This window comes from Aquibacillus halophilus (assembly GCF_009649745.1).
GTDB lineage: Bacteria > Bacillota > Bacilli > Bacillales > Amphibacillaceae > Aquibacillus > Aquibacillus halophilus.
Genome location: NZ_WJNG01000002.1, coordinates 403,773 through 419,893 on the forward strand (window position 1 = coordinate 403,773; position 16,121 = coordinate 419,893).

Here is a 16,121-nt window from a genome sequence, read left to right on the forward strand (position 1 = left end):
ATAGCGTAACAAGCTAGATTACTTGTTACGCTACTGTGTTTAGAAATGACTGTTTTTTTGACCACCTATTACTTATTGTGGAGGTGGAGTACCAAACCATTTCTCGTAAATTTCATCATAAGTACCATTTTCTTTTATTGTTGCTAACGCTTCGTTTACTGGCTCCACTAAATCTGAATCCTTAGGAAATGCAATTCCGTATGGTTGACCTTCCATTACATCACCAACAGTTTTAAGTGTATCCTGAGCATTTTCTGCTATATAATATTTAACATTTGGTAAATCATATAAAACTGCATCAAGTCTACCCTTTTCAAGGTTCATATAGGCAGTTACAATCTCAGGGTAAGCAGTTACTTCTGCTTCTGTATTTTCAAGAAGGAATGTTTCACTAGTTGACCCTTGACGTGCTCCAACGTTAAGACCAGCAACATCATCAATAGATGTAACATCTGATTCCTCGGGAACTGCTAATATTAAGCCGGAATCATAGTATGAATCTGAGAAAGCAATTGTTTCTTTACGTTCGTCCGTAATTGAAATACCAGCTAGTGCTAGTGGAAATTTACCTGATTGCATTGATGCGATTAGTCCATCAAAGTCCATTGTTTTAAATTCAATATTGAAACCAGCTTCTTCAGAGATAGCTGTAATTAAATCAATATCAAACCCTTCCATTTCACCAGTTTCTGGATTCTTATATTCAAATGGTTGGAAATTTGCATCAGTAGCAACTGTGTATGTTTCCATCTCTTCACCTTCACCGCTTGTTTCATCATCAGAAGATCCACATGCGGAAAGCAAGGATATTAGAATTAATAGTGTGATCATGCCGAAAAATTTGTTTTTCATATTTGTAACTCCCTCCATTTTTTTAGGACTGCTTTTCTATTATTACAAATATTGTAACAAAGGTAAATTTTCAAAAAATTGTCTATATGGGCTTATATTGGCAAACTTACCCACACAGAGATGATATAGCAATTTTTTGTAATATAACTTAACAATCTTCCGTTTTCCTTCTGTTTGATCAATAAATGGGTTAACTCAACTAAGTTTTGATTCTTAACTGTTACATTTTTGTAATATAAGAGGTGCTCCAGCGAGAGAAAATTAAGAAAAAGTAAAAATCTTTAACGAGGTTTGTTCTTTGTGGTACAAGTTTTATTGGGGACATACAATATATAGAAGGGTTAACTTTTGGATTCATGATTACACTTTTTAAACATGATACTTAATGTGGAGTCACTCTAAATGGTAGGATGAGAGTCTAGTTTGTTTAATGATAAATGTTAGGCTTTATGGTGGGACAGAAAACCTGTCCCCATGTCCCATTCCTCTATGATAAAATGGAGTAGACGCTAGAAATCTTCTTAGTACAAAATATGATGAGTTTTGAAAGGGGATATAATTTTGAACACAAAATTCTTAGATCTACTGGCTCAAAGATATGATAGTGAAGAAAAAGTGGTTACCGAAATTATTAACCTCGAAGCCATTCTCAATCTCCCAAAGGGGACAGAGCATTTTGTAAGTGATCTACACGGGGAATATCAAGCTTTTCAACATGTATTAAGAAATGGGTCGGGCAGAGTGAAAGAGAAAATAACAGATATTTTCAAAGAACGATTATCTGAAAAAGAAATTGATGAGTTTGCCACATTAGTATATTATCCAGAAGAGAAATTACAGTTAATGAAGAACAGTTTTGTTAATGAGGAAGAATTACACCAATGGTACACTGAAATCATTGAGCACATGATTAAGCTTATTGCTTATGCTTCCTCCAAATATACACGTTCAAAATTACGGAAAGCATTACCTAAACAATTTGTCTATGTTATAGAAGAGCTTCTATACAAAACAGATGAATACATAAATAAGAAACCTTATTATTCGAAGATCATCCAGCAAATAATTTCTCTTGGTCAGGCCGATAAGCTCGTTACAGGTCTTGCATATACCACTCAAAAATTGGTTGTTGACCACCTTCATGTAGTTGGGGACATCTATGATCGGGGACCTGAACCGGATAAAATTATGGATACTCTAGTCAACTATCATTCTGTAGATATTCAATGGGGAAATCATGATGTACTATGGCTAGGTGCCTTTGCTGGATCAAAGGTTTGTCTTGCCAATATTATTCGTATTAGTGCTAGGTACGACAATTTAGACATTATTGAAGATGTGTATGGGATAAATCTTAGACCACTTCTTAATCTTGCGGAGAAATATTATCAGGACAATCCAGCTTTTAGACCAAAGAGAAATTCCGAGGAAGAACATTCTGATCATGAACAATTACAGATTACGAAAATTCATCAAGCCATAGCAATGATTCAATTCAAACTAGAGAGTCCTATCATAAAGAGACGCCCGTATTTTAAAATGTCTGAAAGGCTTTTGCTTGAAAAGATTGATTATGATAAAAATGAAATTATAATTGATGGGACAGTATATCCATTAGAAAATAGCTGCTTTTCAACTGTGAATCCAGAGAAACCTGATCAATTATTAGAGGAAGAAGAACAAGTGTTGGATAGACTGTTATTTTCTGTTCAGCAATCTGAAAAACTGGCCAGACATATGAAATTTCTTATGAAGAACGGCAGTCTTTATTTAAAGTATAATGGAAATCTGCTAATTCATGGCTGTATTCCTCTTGATGAAAAAGGGAATATGGAAAAGATGGTTATTGAAGATAAAACCTATGCAGGACGCGATCTGCTGGATATTTTTGAACATCATTTACGATATTCTTTTGCTCATCCTGAAGAAACAGATGATCTTGCGACAGATATGGTTTGGTATTTGTGGTCAGGAGAATATTCATCGCTTTTCGGGAAAAAAGAAATGACGACCTTTGAAAGATATTTCATTAAGGATAAACAAACCCACATAGAGAGAAAGAATCTCTACTACTATTTGCGGGAAAAGGAAGAAATCTGCCGTAAAATTTTAATGGAATTTGATTTAGATCCTGATCAAGGTCATATCATCAATGGTCATACACCTGTGAAAGAGATTGACGGAGAAAATCCTATTAAAGCAAATGGAAAGATGGTTGTTATTGATGGGGGCTTTTCTAAAGCATATCAATCAACAACAGGAATTGCTGGATACACGTTATTATATAATTCTTTTGGTATGCAACTCGTTGCTCATAAACATTTTAACTCAAAAGAGGATGTTCTATTAAATGGAACAGATGTGTTATCAGTTAAAAGATTAGTAGATAAAGAACTTGAGAGAAAAAAGGTTTTAGAAACGAATGTAGGAGAAGAACTATTACAAGAAGTCACTATGTTGATTAATTTAATGGAATATCGCTACATGAAATGACATGGGACAGAGGGACAGGCACCATGTCCCGGCTGCTTTCAGAGTGGGACACGGTGCCTGTCCCTCTGTCCCTTTATTTCCAATAGACAGGGTTAGTCCATCTCCAATTGGAACTAGCAGGGACTCCAATTGTGGGTGAGTGGCCACAGTCTCATTAAATTTCTTCATTACTTCTGTATAACCCTTTGGTTTAATCTCTTGATCTACTACACTGCCGCCAGCAAGTACGTTATCAGTAACAATTAAGGCACCAGGTTCGGCCAGTTGAATGCAGTAGTTAAGGTAATTTTCATAATTTTCTTTGTCGGCATCGATAAAGAAAAAATCAAATTGCTTCCTATCATCTACTAGTTTTTCGAGGCTTTGCAGAGCTGGACTAGTTAAATAGGATACTTGATCGCCAAAGCCAACTTTAGATAGATTGCTGTGTGCTAATTTTGCATATTTTTCCTCTAATTCAAGGGAAGTTAATTGTCCTTCACTATTGAATCCTCTGGCAAGACAAATTCCACTATAGCCCCCAAGCGCTCCTATTTCTAAGACGTTTTTTGCACCTGAAATAGAATAAACATGGTAAGTAGTTTCCCTGACGATGGAGATACCGATATTGATGGTAATCCATTCACATTAATGGAGGAAAGGACTTCTTCTAAAAGATCATCTTGCTTATTAAACACAGAATCAATATAACTGTTCATTTGTTTCATCATTATTGCTCCTTCCGAAATATGTTCGGGACAGAGGGACAGGCACCTTGTCCCTTTGTTATAACATAAAATCCTTTTGCATTGTATCGTAATGCAAAAGGATTTTTTTTTCTCTTTATCTAGTTCTAAATGCGAAAGTTTTTTTCGTTTGAGGGGATTTAACTGTTGTCTCCACCACCATAGGCTTCTGGGATCATCGTGAACCCTTCAATAACTGTATCTTCTTCGACCTCAATCATAATACAAAGTTTACCATTAAAGTTAATCTGTCGCACGTATCTCAAATCTTCTGGACTAAGAGAAATGTTAGCGACTTTCGTGTTAATTTTGATAGACTTTGATTTGTATTTTGGTAGGATACTGCTTGCTTTTAGCTCATATTTCTCATCATCGATGACTTTTTGATAAGCAGATTCTACCTTTTCTGGGGTGATTTCTTCTACTCCGCTCATTTTTAAAACGCGTTCGACATCTTTACGATCCAATTTTGCTGAATCTCTATCTTCCGTCTCTTCCATCACACGGTTAATTTCTTCATATACATTGTGAAGGGTTGACGTATTAAGTTGATTTCCTGTTATGTCCTTGACTATTTCCTCGAAAACGACTTTATCTTCTTTTGCTGTCAGTGTTTCTTGCGCATTTAACACTTCCTCGATAAACTCGGGATCAGGCTCATGTGCTTTGCCAGAGGCATAGAGAACGTGGTTAACATCTGCAGCATTATCTGTGAAACAAGGAAATAAAAATCCGGCTATTGGGGTCTTGAGGTTGATAACAGGATCCACTTCAACATTGTACTTAAATTCCTTTTCGACATAGTCAAACTGTAATTCTTTTTTTGGCTCTTGTGTTTTGTTTATACTGCATAGAAGGAATGAATTAGAATAAACGGCATCTCGTCCACCTTCCTCAGACTCTTCGCTTCTTCGTTTCATGTGTTTTAAATACTCAGCTTTAATGAAAGTCACGACAAGATCATTTTCATACTGCTTGCCTTTAAGCATCTTTTCTACAAGCAAAAGCATTTGCTCTCTCCAGTCCTCTAGACTACCTAAAAGTCCCCTATGAAGAATGAGCTGACTGCTGTCCTCTACGTCAGACTGAAATTTTAATTCAAATAATTTTTCATCTAATTGCCCTGTAAGTACTTTTTTAAAGTTATTCATAAATAACTCCTGCTGGTCCTCATCTAACATTTCAAAAGGCTGACTTTGATAATGATAAATCTCACTTGATTCTTTCATGATATAAACATTAAAGATTTCGTTGATTTTGAGTAAGTCATTACCTACTTTGAATTGTTTTCGAATGTTTGAAATGTCTTTTTTGTTCATCTATAATCCCACTCCTAAGCTATTAATCTACTATTTAGGTTTAGCTATAAATTGCTAGCATTAGTAAGTGGAGAGCAAATCATGACTGGATTGATTTGCTCTCCACCCCTTAAAGTATCTTTTTATTTTAACATAATGTTTGTTAGAATAACTCATTTTAAATTTTTAATTAAAACCACAAAAGTGAAGATAAACTAGTGGCTAGTTAGTGGAGACAATAGCTATTGCATATCCTGTTAATTTAATGAAGCAGAAGGAAGGGTTGGTGTCTATTTTTTCAAATTATCGTTAGACAGAACGATTTCTTGGGACTAACTTGAGGCAATAGTGAGGCGGGGTAGAGGGACAGGCGCCGAATCTAGGTGATCATCTAATAGATAGTAGGATTTTTGCTGGGACAAGAAACCTGTCCCTGTGTCCCGTACGTATTACACAAAAAAGAAAACGCACTCATATAAAGTTATACGTACAATTATAATTGATATTATTCGCCGTATCTTTTACAATAGATGTATTAATATCTATTGGGGGAAAATCACATGAGTCTTGATGTAAAGAATGCGATTCAAAGTGGAAAAACAGTACTTGGTATTGAACTTGGTTCAACACGAATTAAAGCAGTTCTCATTGGAGAAGATAATGTGTCCATCGCTTCTGGTAGCCATGATTGGGAAAATAGTCATGTCGACAAAATCTGGACCTATAGCGAAGAGGAAATTTGGAAGGGTTTACAAGATAGTTATCAAAAGATGGCTAATGATGTTAAACAGCAATATGGAGTCACTTTACAAACAGTAGGGGCTATTGGTTTTAGTGGAATGATGCATGGATATATGGCTTTCAACAAAGAGGAAAAGCTTTTAGTACCTTTCCGAACTTGGAGAAACAATATTACAGAACAGGCGTCCAAAGAATTGACTGGACTGTTTAACTATCAAATTCCTCAAAGATGGAGTATTGCTCATTTATACCAAGCTATTTTAAACGGAGAAGAGCATATTGGTGACATTGATTTCCAAACAACTCTAGCAGGTTATGTTCATTGGAAATTAACAGGACAGAAGGTTCTAGGAGTTGGTGAGGCCTCTGGTGTATTTCCGATTGACTTGAATACGAAAAAATTTAACAAAACAATGATTGGTCAATTCAATGAGTTGATCGAATCTAAAAATCTACCATGGAAGCTGGAAGATATTCTCCCTAACGTTTTGGTCGCGGGTGACAATGCTGGTGTTCTTACAGACGAAGGGGTCAAGCTTCTCGATGTTTCTGGAGAGCTTAAGGTTGGAATTCCGCTTTGTCCACCAGAAGGAGACGCAGGGACAGGTATGGTCGCAACAAACAGTGTAGCGAAACGCACTGGTAATGTTTCAGCCGGAACTTCTGCATTCGCGATGGTTGTTTTGGAAAAGGATTTGACCAAAGTACATCCAGAACTCGATCTTGTGACCACGCCATCAGGCAATCTGGTAGCAATGGCTCACTCTAATAACTGTACTTCTGATTTAAATGCATGGGTAGGATTATTTGAAGAGTTTTCCAAAACAATGGGGATCAAAGTGGACACTGATAAATTATATGAAAATTTATTCAAGCAAGCGCTTGAGGGAGATCCCGATGGAGGCGGCCTATTGTCTTATGGCTATCTTTCTGGTGAACACATGACCCATTTTGAAGAAGGGCGTCCATTGTTTGTTCGCTCATCCGAAAGCAATTTCAATCTTGCTAATTTCATGCGTGTTCATTTGTTTACAGCGTTTGGCGCCATGAAAATAGGGATGGACATTCTGATTAACGAGGAAAAAGTAAAGCTCGATGAAATTTTAGGTCATGGTGGAATATTTAAGACAGAAGGGGTAGCTCAAGGTTTCTTAGCCGCTGCACTGAATACTCCTGTTTCTGTTATGGAAACTGCAGGAGAAGGCGGCGCGTGGGGAATTGCACTACTTGGATCCTATTTGATTAACAAAAAGGAAAACGAAACGTTAGAAGATTATTTAAATGAGAACGTATTTGTAAACCAAGAAGTAAAGACAATGTCTCCTGATCCTAAGGATGTAGAAGGCTTTGAACAATTTATGAAGCGTTATACCAACGGACTTGCAATCGAAAGAGCAGCAGTAGATAATCTGAAATAAGTGGTTGGAAAAGATAAAGTTGCAGGGAGACGGGAACCTCCTGCAGCTTTTTTATAGGAAACAATTTATTCGTGTATAAACGGAAAAGTTCTCACTCTAATAATTGAGGAAAACGCTTACGTTTTTTTAAAAAATACAACTTCTTTGTTGATTGTACGTATCAATTGTATTAATATAAGACTAAGATATTAATCATATACGTACAAGTGATTATTGAGTATTTTAGGAAAGGTGTTGAAAAGTTAATGTTAGAAAGCTTAAAAAAACAGGTTTTAGATGCTAATCTGGCTCTTCCAAAATACGGCTTGGTAACTTTTACTTGGGGAAATGTAAGTGGCTATGATAAAGACCAAGGTTTAGTAGTAATAAAGCCGAGTGGAGTCGCTTATGATGATTTGTCTATAGAAGATTTAGTTGTCATAGATTTAGAGGGTAATGTGGTGGAAGGTAAGTTAAAACCTTCATCCGATACACTTACACATCTTGTTCTTTACAAAAACTTTCCTACTATTGGTGGTGTCGTACATACCCATTCTCCATGGGCAACTAGTTGGGCCCAAGCTGGCAAACCAATTCCAGCATTAGGTACTACACAAGCAGATTATTTCTATGGCACAGTTCCGGTGACGAGAAGAATGACAGAAGAAGAGATTAACGGAGCATATGAGTTAGAAACTGGTAATGTTATCGTAGAAACTTTTAAAGACATCAACCCGTTAGAACTACCGAGTGTATTGGTTCATAGTCATGCACCATTTAATTGGGGGAAAGACCCAAATGAAGCGGTTCACAATGCTGTAGTACTTGAAGAAGTAGCAAAAATGGCTTTACGTACCTATCAGATTAATCCTGACGCACAGCCAATGGACCAGGTGCTATTAGATAAGCACTATTTAAGAAAGCATGGAGCAAACGCGTATTATGGTCAAAAATAGTAAAACACGTGTTACAGCGATTTAATTTTGTTATAAAACACTAATCTAGTAATCTAGGAGGAATAAAGATGTCATTAACAAAACCTTATGAATTTTGGTTCGTTACAGGTAGCCAAAACCTATATGGGGAAGAACCTCTTCACCAAGTAGCAGACAACTCTAAACAAGTGGTAGAAGGCTTAAATACAGAAGGTGAACTTCCATTTAAGGTTGTATTCAAATCTGTAGTGAAAACAGCAGCCGAAATTAAACAACTAGCCTTAGATGCAAATACAGATGAAAGCTGTGCAGGTGTACTGACTTGGATGCATACATTCTCACCTGCAAAAATGTGGATTGCAGGATTAACAGCCTTGCAAAAGCCATTGCTTCATCTTCACACACAATATAATCGGGACATTCCATGGAGCGACATCGACATGGATTTCATGAACTTAAACCAAGCGGCTCACGGTGATCGTGAGTACGGATTTATTGGAACTCGTATGGATGTTTCAAGAAAAGTCATAGTAGGCCACTGGCAAAACAAAGATCTACAAGCAAAATTAGCTAGCTGGATGAGAACGGCTGTAGGTGTGACTGAAGGTTCAAATATTCGTGTAGCTCGTTTCGGAGATAATATGAGAAATGTAGCGGTAACCGACGGTGATAAAGTCGAAGCTCAAATCAAATTTGGCTGGACAGTAGATTACTATGGTATTGGTGACTTAGTCGAAGAAATGAATAACGTAACAACTGCAGAACTAGATGAACTTTATAAACAATATAATGAGCTTTACGATCTACCTGCGGAGGCTAGTGAACCAGGGCCAGTTAGAGACTCAATCATTGAACAAGGCCGGATTGAGCTTGGCTTAAAGTCTTTTTTAACTAAAGGAGACTATAATGCATTCACAACCAACTTTGAAGATTTACATGGTATGAAGCAACTTCCAGGACTTGCGGCACAACGACTAATGGCTGAAGGCTATGGTTTTGCTGGTGAGGGTGACTGGAGAACAGCCGCATTACTGCGTTTAATGAAGATAATCTCTGGTAACAAAGGAACTTCTTTCATGGAAGATTATACGTATCACTTAGAACCAGGAAATGAAATGATTCTTGGATCTCATATGCTTGAAATTTGTCCAACTGTTTCAGCAACAAAGCCAAAAATAGTTGTTAATCCGTTGGGAATTGGCGGGAAAGAAGATCCTGCGCGCCTTGTGTTTGACGGCAAAGGTGGCGATGCAGTAAATGCTTCGTTAGTTGAATTAGGTGGAAGATTCCGCCTAGTAGTCAATGAGGTAAAAGCAGAGCAACCAACGATTGAAACACCAAATTTGCCAGTTGCAAAAGTACTATGGAAGCCAGAGCCGTCATTAAGTGAAGCGACAGAGGCATGGATTTATGCTGGTGGTGCGCACCATACTGTTCTTTCTTTTGACGTGACTACTGATCAGCTATATGATTTTGCGGATATGGCTAAAATCGAAGTGGTTGTTATTGATAAGGATACAAATGTTAGGCAATTCCGTAACGAGCTAAAATGGAACGAGGCAATTTGGAGAAGATAATCAAGTATATGCAGAGATTTATACAAATCTCTGCATTATTTTTATTGATAGTGCTAGTTCGATCTCGGTAGATAGCAAGTAGTCATATATGAATGATATAATATACGGATTAGTATAGAGGTGATAAACATTCAAACAAAATATAATATTGTGAAGCAAGCAATTATGTCAAAAATACTAGATGGTACTTATCAGCCGCATCAGAAAATTAACTCGGAAAGTGAAATGATGAAACAGTTTGGAGTTAGTCGTCATACTGTTCGTCTTGCAATAGGAGACCTCGTAAATCAAGGTTGGCTATATAGAGAACAAGGTGCGGGAACCTTTTGCGCTGATCGTTCAAAGGATGAAAACACGGCGACTGGTGTCAATCAAAAGAATATTGCGCTTATTACGACGTACATTTCTGATTATATTTTTCCCTCGATCATCAGAGGTGCCGAATCTTACTTAAGTCAGCATGGATATAATGTTACTTTATTTAGTACAAACAACGACCACGAAAAGGAAAGAAGGTTTCTAGAAACGATATTAACTCAACATTTTGATGGAGTTATCGTTGAACCAACTAAAAGTGCCTTATCGAATCCCAATATTAACTACTATTTAAATTTTGAAAGACAAAACATCCCCTATATTATGATTAATGCTTATTATGATGAGTTAGAGCCACTTAGCATTTCGTTGGATGATGAAAAAGGCGGTTTTATTCAGACGGAGCATCTGATTGAATTGGGACATACAAATATAGTCGGGTTATTTAAAAATGATGATTTACAAGGCAAAAATCGGTTGAAGGGTTATCTGAAGGCCCATCGGACACATGGCATAGTAATTAACCCAAATAGCATCGTTACGTATAACACAGAAGAAAAGTTTGACAAACCAGTAGAAGCACTAAGACAGATATTATCCGTAAGTAAGAGCGAAAGTCCAACGGCTATCGTTTGTTACAATGATGAACTAGCACTCAAACTACTAGATGTCATTCGCGAAAGAAATTTACAAGTCCCTGATGACATCTCGATTGTAGGTTTTGATGATTCCTTTGTCGCGAGTGTTTCGGAAGTGAAATTAACAACGATAAAGCATCCTCAAAGTGATATGGGTGAAATGGCGGCGAAAATGATCCTTGACCTAGTGAACGTAGGAATAGGTTCACAAAAGAAATCACGTGACACTGTCAAATCAGTTATCCTAAATCCAGAATTGATCATCCGTAATTCTACTAAACAAAAGTAAGCAGTTTGTCTTCAAGGAGACAATCTGCTTTTTTAATTATCTTTTATATAAAACAGTATCTGAACATGGACAGTCGCCCTTCCAATTTATTTATGCATACATAGGTTGATAGTATAGCAATTGAAAGGAGGCTAATTATATGAGTGCAGGATATAGCTATGGCGGAGGATTTGCGTTAATCGTTGTATTGTTTATTCTTCTAATCATTGTTGGAACTTCCTATGTAGGTGGCTATGGCGCATATTAATAAGTAAAAGAGAGGTATTACAGGAGTGTTGACTTCTGTAATACCTCTTTTGATTTAAGTTGAAAAAGTCTGATTCGCACCAATTTATTGGATTTTCTCCTAAAGGTTTGAATGATTCGCCTCAGAGTTTTAATCAATCCACCCAAAATTCAACCGATTCACCTTATTGAATTGTCCTTGGGATAGTACATTTCCTAGACGGATGCATAGGATAGTTTGAAGAATCTGTGAAGGGAATGAGTAAACTTGTACTATGTACCTTATATGTATAGCAATCCATGCGCCCAGTATATGCCGGCAACTAATTATTATGGAGGACAGCCTGCTTACTGGCCCTATCCCTATAATGGTGGACAGGTGCGACCGTCTGACTATTTACCAACTAAAGCTAATGGGCCAGTCGCATTAAAAGATTATGGTGAACAGCCATTTGTCGTAAATATTGAACAGGCTACTAAGCAAAACGAAACGTTTCGAACTGCCTTATGGACCGGGAAAAATTTGCAAGTCACCTTAATGAGCATTGCTGTTGGGGATGATATCGGTTTAGAGCTTCACCCTGATGTGGATCAATTTTTGCGAGTGGAACAAGGTCAAGGGTTGGTTCAAATGGGTGATCGCAGGGATCAGCTAAATTATCAAGCTAATGTTGGCACAGACTATGCCATCATGGTTCCAGCGGGTAAATGGCATAACGTAATCAATACAGGTAATACACCTTTAAAACTATACTCAATCTATGCGCCACCTGAGCATCCATTTGGTACCGTTCATCAAACAAAAGCAGACGCGATGGCATCGGAATAACACGCGCTGTTGATCGGAATACAAGTAATCTTTTTTAAGATAAGGTCAGGGCCAATAAATGACAGTTGTTTATTTGTGTTCCTGACCTTATGCTGAGTCAGTTGTCGAATCAAGCTAGCGCAGGGGAAAAAAAACATGAGTCGACCAAAAGACTTTCCGTCTCAATCGTATTGAAATAGTATATACTGCTACGAATTAATATTGGTTCAGGAGGGACAACAAACCTGTCCCAATGTACCTCATTTATCAGTTTTATCGTGGAATCGATGGACAAAGAATTGTTGGATGCTCCGAAATGGGCGTACATGATATTTGGTTCTCCATTCTGACCACTCTAAGGCTAAAATACAAAGAGTCATCCATGCTGCACCCGCTAAATAGGATTAATCGAGGGTCTTCCTCTATCGTAATGATGCTTTAGTATTTTTGTAATAGTGCCTCCTCCGGCAATAGCTACTATAAAAGCAACAATCCCCCACTTATCTTTTGCTCTAAACCAGAGTAGGAGAATAACCAAAATAGACATGGTTGTTAAAAACCAAACGGATCCTAATTCTGTTATGAAAATCATTAATTGATCGAGTGAATCCGTTTCAATCGTTTTCAATAACTCTATAATAGCGGAATCAAATGTTCTAATTTCATTCGCTAGTAAATTTTCTCCCATTTCCACAAAAATATAAGTGAATAGACTAATAATAACTAGTCCGATAATTAGGACTATGATTGGGAAAGTTAACTTTTTTATTAGTTGTTTGTCCATTTTTCACTCTCCTGTACAAACATAAGCAGTTTGTCTATTAAACCCAATGCGCATGTACCACATTTTGCCCTGATGAATTCCATTTATTCTTTTGCTGAGAAATCGAAGTGGGATAGCAACCCTTAGCCTCTGCCCCATTAAGCAGGATTTTAACTAGTGAAAGTCGAAGTATGATTATAAGAGCACTAATATCCGAAATATAATTAGGAGGTGTTTTGTCGATAAAAACCTCACCCCAAGATTAACTTCCTATGGTTCTACTACTACACTTCAGCACTACCACTAATCCGTAACTTACTACTTCGAACAATCAGACATGGAAATGTTTCATCCAAGGTTCTTTTATAAGCAATAATTGTGTACAAATTATACATGTAACTCTGATGTAACTTTGATTTGCTTTTATATAAAAAGGAGGGTGATTTTGTATGTCTACTGAACAAACGTTTTATCCTGGTTTAGACGGCGTGATTGCATCTAAAACTGATATATCCTTTTTAGATGTTGAAAATGAAGAAATAGTGATCCGTGGTTTTGATTTAATTGAACTATCTAAAAAAGTGACGTATCTTGATTTGGTCTATCTATTAATGAACAATCAATTACCGAATAGGGAAGAGCGCGATTCCTTAGATCAAGAACTGAGAAAAGAGTACTGGATACCAAAGGAACTGTCGTCTATTTTGAAATTGCTTCCAAATCAAACTGATTCGATGGATGCGCTAAGAACAGGTATATCGATTCTTGCTGGTTTTGAAAGTGAATTAGATGATATTTCTATAGAAGCAAACCGGAGAAAAACGATTCGATTGCTAGCAAAGGTTCCTTCTATTGTTGCTAACAGTTATCATGCTAAGATGAACAGTCCAATGATAAGTCCACGTAATGATTTGTCTTATAGCGCGAATTTTCTTTATATGATCACAGGCAAGGAACCAACTCAGTTAGAAATGAAAGCGTTTGATCAAACATTGATGGTATATAGTGAGCATGAAATGCCAAACTCAACTTTTACAGCACGAGTCATTGCTTCGACAACGTCCGATATGTATGGGGCACTGACTGGATCTGTTGCTTCACTTAAAGGGAAGTTGCATGGCGGAGCGAATGAAGCTGTAATGGAAATGCTTTTAGAAGCGAAAACTGAAGAAGGCATGGAAATGCTTATTATGCAAAAATTGCAAAACAAAGAAAGAATTATGGGCTTTGGCCATCGCGTTTATATGAAAAAGATGGACCCACGTGCCAATTTAATGAAGGAAGCATTACTAGAATTGGTTGAGACAAAGGGTAATAAAGAATTATACGACATGTGTGTCATTGGTGAAGAGGTTATGAAACGAGAAAAGGGACTTTATCCTAACCTTGATTACTATGCTGCACCAGTTTATTATCTGCTTGGAATTCCAATCAATTTGTACACACCGATTTTTCTTGCGGCTAGAACAATTGGAATTTGTGCCCACGTAATCGAACAGCATGCCAATAACCGTTTATATAGACCGCGTGTTGACTATACAGGACCTAGAAATTTACATCCCTAAAACAATTCAAAGTTAGTACACAGCAAAATTTAAAGGAGTGCACAAAGTATGGTAAACAAAACAATAAAAAGTAATATTCAAGTAAATGAAACGGACCAACTTTTAGTTGAGATTGCAGATTTTGTTTTAGACAAGGAAATAGAAAGTGAAGAGGCTTATCAAACGGCTCGTTATGTGTTAATGGATTCAATTGCTTCGGGTTTACTCGCCTTAAATTATCCTGAATGCACTAAGCACCTTGGACCAATTGTGCCCGGAACAGTAGTGCCGAACGGGGTGCGAGTTCCAGGTACATCCTATGAATTAGATCCTATCCAGGGTGCATTTAATATCGCCTGTATTATCAGGTGGTTGGATTACAATGATACTTGGCTAGCCAAGGAATGGGGTCACCCATCGGATAATTTAGGTGGTATTTTGGCCGTCGCTGATTATATAAGTCGTACAAACATAGCAGAAGGACGAAAACCGTTAACAATAAAAGATGTATTAACTGCATCGATCAAGGCACATGAAATACAAGGAGTGTTAGCGCTCGACAATAGTTTTAACCGGGTTGGACTCGATCACGTCTTGCTTGTTAAAGTCGCTTCAACAGCTGTCGTAACTGCGATGCTCGGAGGGTCAAAACAGGAAGTAATTAATGCGTTATCGAATGCATGGGTTGATAATTCTAGTTTACGCACATATCGCCATGCACCCAATACTGGTTCGCGCAAGTCATGGGCTGCTGGAGATGCAACGAGTCGAGCGGTTAGGCTTTCTATGATGGCACTTAAAGGAGAAATGGGTTATGCTACTGCATTATCAGCTCCTAACTGGGGATTCCAGGATGTTTTGTTTAAAGGGGAGCAGCTGACGCTTGCTAGGCCACTAGATTCCTATGTAATGACGAATGTTCTGCTAAAAATTGCGTTTCCTGCTGAGTTTCATGCACAAACGGCTGTGGAGTCCGCGATTGAGCTTAATACAGAGGTTAAAGATCGTCTGGAGGAGATCGATGAAATTGTTCTAACAACCCATGAAGCGGCGATTCGGATCATTGATAAAACTGGTCCATTAAATAATCCGGCTGATCGTGATCACTGCCTGCAATACATGGTAGCCATTGGACTTATTCATGGTGAGTTGACAGCCGATCATTATGAAGATGAAGCGGCGTTGGATCCTCGGATTGATAGTCTACGAGAGAAAATGACAGTGGTCGAAGATAAACAATTTAGTGACGATTACCTTGATTCAGATAAGCGGTCGATAGCGAATGCTGTGCAGATTCGCTTTAAAGATGGTTCGCAAACCGAAAAAGTAGTATGTGAATATCCAATTGGCCATTACAGACGTCGGGAAGAAGGGATTCCAAGACTTATAACTAAATTTGAAAATAGCCTTAAAACGAGATATCCAAAAAAACAAGTACATACCATTACTAGGTTGATGTTAGATCATAAACGGTTGGAAACTACACCAGTTTCAGACTTGATGAAAATGCTAATGATTTGA

General features: G+C 37.5%; 12 protein-coding genes and 1 pseudogene. 9 read left to right on the top strand and 4 right to left on the bottom strand.

Features of this window, described 5'->3' with window-relative positions; all coding sequences use genetic code 11:
- Positions 1-72: 72 nt before the first annotated feature.
- Positions 73-852 (bottom strand): transporter substrate-binding domain-containing protein, encoded by a 780-nt coding sequence (locus tag GH741_RS03170; protein ID WP_153735304.1) that lies wholly within the window; start codon positions 850-852, stop codon positions 73-75.
- A gap of 561 nt (positions 853-1,413) precedes the next feature.
- Here GH741_RS03170 and GH741_RS03175 point away from each other — a divergent pair.
- Positions 1,414-3,345 (top strand): fructose-1,6-bisphosphatase, encoded by a 1,932-nt coding sequence (locus tag GH741_RS03175; protein ID WP_153735305.1) that lies wholly within the window; start codon positions 1,414-1,416, stop codon positions 3,343-3,345.
- A gap of 84 nt (positions 3,346-3,429) precedes the next feature.
- Here GH741_RS03175 and GH741_RS03180 read toward each other — a convergent pair.
- Positions 3,430-4,052, bottom strand: a pseudogene (locus GH741_RS03180) (O-methyltransferase); the annotation flags it as partial.
- 158 nt (positions 4,053-4,210) lie between these two features.
- Positions 4,211-5,389, bottom strand: coding sequence for a DUF4317 domain-containing protein (locus tag GH741_RS03185; RefSeq protein ID WP_153735306.1), 1,179 nt, complete (start codon positions 5,387-5,389; stop codon positions 4,211-4,213).
- Between the two features lie 539 nt (positions 5,390-5,928).
- On the opposite strand from GH741_RS03185, the gene GH741_RS03190 reads away from it, so the two are divergent.
- From GH741_RS03190 to GH741_RS03215, 6 genes are all read left to right on the top strand, one after another.
- The gene (locus tag GH741_RS03190; protein ID WP_153735307.1) at positions 5,929-7,527 is read left to right on the top strand and encodes a xylulokinase; all 1,599 of its coding nucleotides are present in this window, start codon (positions 5,929-5,931) and stop codon (positions 7,525-7,527) included.
- 245 nt (positions 7,528-7,772) lie between these two features.
- The gene (gene araD / locus GH741_RS03195; protein ID WP_153735308.1) at positions 7,773-8,462 is read left to right on the top strand and encodes an L-ribulose-5-phosphate 4-epimerase; all 690 of its coding nucleotides are present in this window, start codon (positions 7,773-7,775) and stop codon (positions 8,460-8,462) included.
- A gap of 68 nt (positions 8,463-8,530) precedes the next feature.
- Positions 8,531-10,018 (top strand): L-arabinose isomerase, encoded by a 1,488-nt coding sequence (araA, locus tag GH741_RS03200; RefSeq protein WP_153735309.1) that lies wholly within the window; start codon positions 8,531-8,533, stop codon positions 10,016-10,018.
- A 129-nt stretch (positions 10,019-10,147) separates the two neighbouring features.
- On the top strand, positions 10,148-11,260 hold the full coding sequence (locus GH741_RS03205; RefSeq protein ID WP_338079238.1) for a GntR family transcriptional regulator: 1,113 nt from the start codon (positions 10,148-10,150) through the stop codon (positions 11,258-11,260).
- A gap of 139 nt (positions 11,261-11,399) precedes the next feature.
- Positions 11,400-11,507 carry a YjcZ family sporulation protein gene (locus GH741_RS03210; RefSeq protein ID WP_153735310.1) on the top strand — a complete coding sequence of 36 codons (108 nt, stop codon included), beginning with the start codon at positions 11,400-11,402 and terminating at the stop codon, positions 11,505-11,507.
- 246 nt (positions 11,508-11,753) lie between these two features.
- On the top strand, positions 11,754-12,314 hold the full coding sequence (locus GH741_RS03215) for a cupin domain-containing protein (RefSeq protein ID WP_240795387.1): 561 nt from the start codon (positions 11,754-11,756) through the stop codon (positions 12,312-12,314).
- A gap of 373 nt (positions 12,315-12,687) precedes the next feature.
- Here the strand turns inward: GH741_RS03215 and GH741_RS03220 are convergent, their stop codons facing one another.
- On the bottom strand, positions 12,688-13,077 hold the full coding sequence (locus GH741_RS03220) for a phosphatase PAP2 family protein (protein WP_240795388.1): 390 nt from the start codon (positions 13,075-13,077) through the stop codon (positions 12,688-12,690).
- A 428-nt stretch (positions 13,078-13,505) separates the two neighbouring features.
- Here GH741_RS03220 and mmgD point away from each other — a divergent pair, with 428 nt between their 5' ends.
- Together mmgD and GH741_RS03230 are read left to right on the top strand one after the other, a co-directional pair.
- A complete protein-coding gene (mmgD, locus tag GH741_RS03225; protein WP_153735312.1) occupies positions 13,506-14,621 on the top strand; it encodes a citrate synthase in 1,116 nt (371 codons plus the stop codon).
- Positions 14,622-14,669: 48 nt separating this feature from the next.
- Complete coding sequence (locus tag GH741_RS03230; protein ID WP_153735313.1) at positions 14,670-16,121, top strand: bifunctional 2-methylcitrate dehydratase/aconitate hydratase; 1,452 nt, start codon at positions 14,670-14,672, stop codon at positions 16,119-16,121.

Coding starts and splice junctions, on each gene's coding strand:
- GH741_RS03170 (WP_153735304.1), bottom strand. CDS start 852: ATGAAAAACAAATTTTTCGGCATGATCACACTATTAATTCTAATATCC.
- GH741_RS03185 (WP_153735306.1), bottom strand. CDS start 5,389: ATGAACAAAAAAGACATTTCAAACATTCGAAAACAATTCAAAGTAGGT.
- GH741_RS03190 (WP_153735307.1), top strand. CDS start 5,929: ATGAGTCTTGATGTAAAGAATGCGATTCAAAGTGGAAAAACAGTACTT.
- araA (WP_153735309.1), top strand. CDS start 8,531: ATGTCATTAACAAAACCTTATGAATTTTGGTTCGTTACAGGTAGCCAA.
- araD (WP_153735308.1), top strand. CDS start 7,773: ATGTTAGAAAGCTTAAAAAAACAGGTTTTAGATGCTAATCTGGCTCTT.
- GH741_RS03220 (WP_240795388.1), bottom strand. CDS start 13,077: ATGGACAAACAACTAATAAAAAAGTTAACTTTCCCAATCATAGTCCTA.
- GH741_RS03210 (WP_153735310.1), top strand. CDS start 11,400: ATGAGTGCAGGATATAGCTATGGCGGAGGATTTGCGTTAATCGTTGTA.
- mmgD (WP_153735312.1), top strand. CDS start 13,506: ATGTCTACTGAACAAACGTTTTATCCTGGTTTAGACGGCGTGATTGCA.
- GH741_RS03230 (WP_153735313.1), top strand. CDS start 14,670: ATGGTAAACAAAACAATAAAAAGTAATATTCAAGTAAATGAAACGGAC.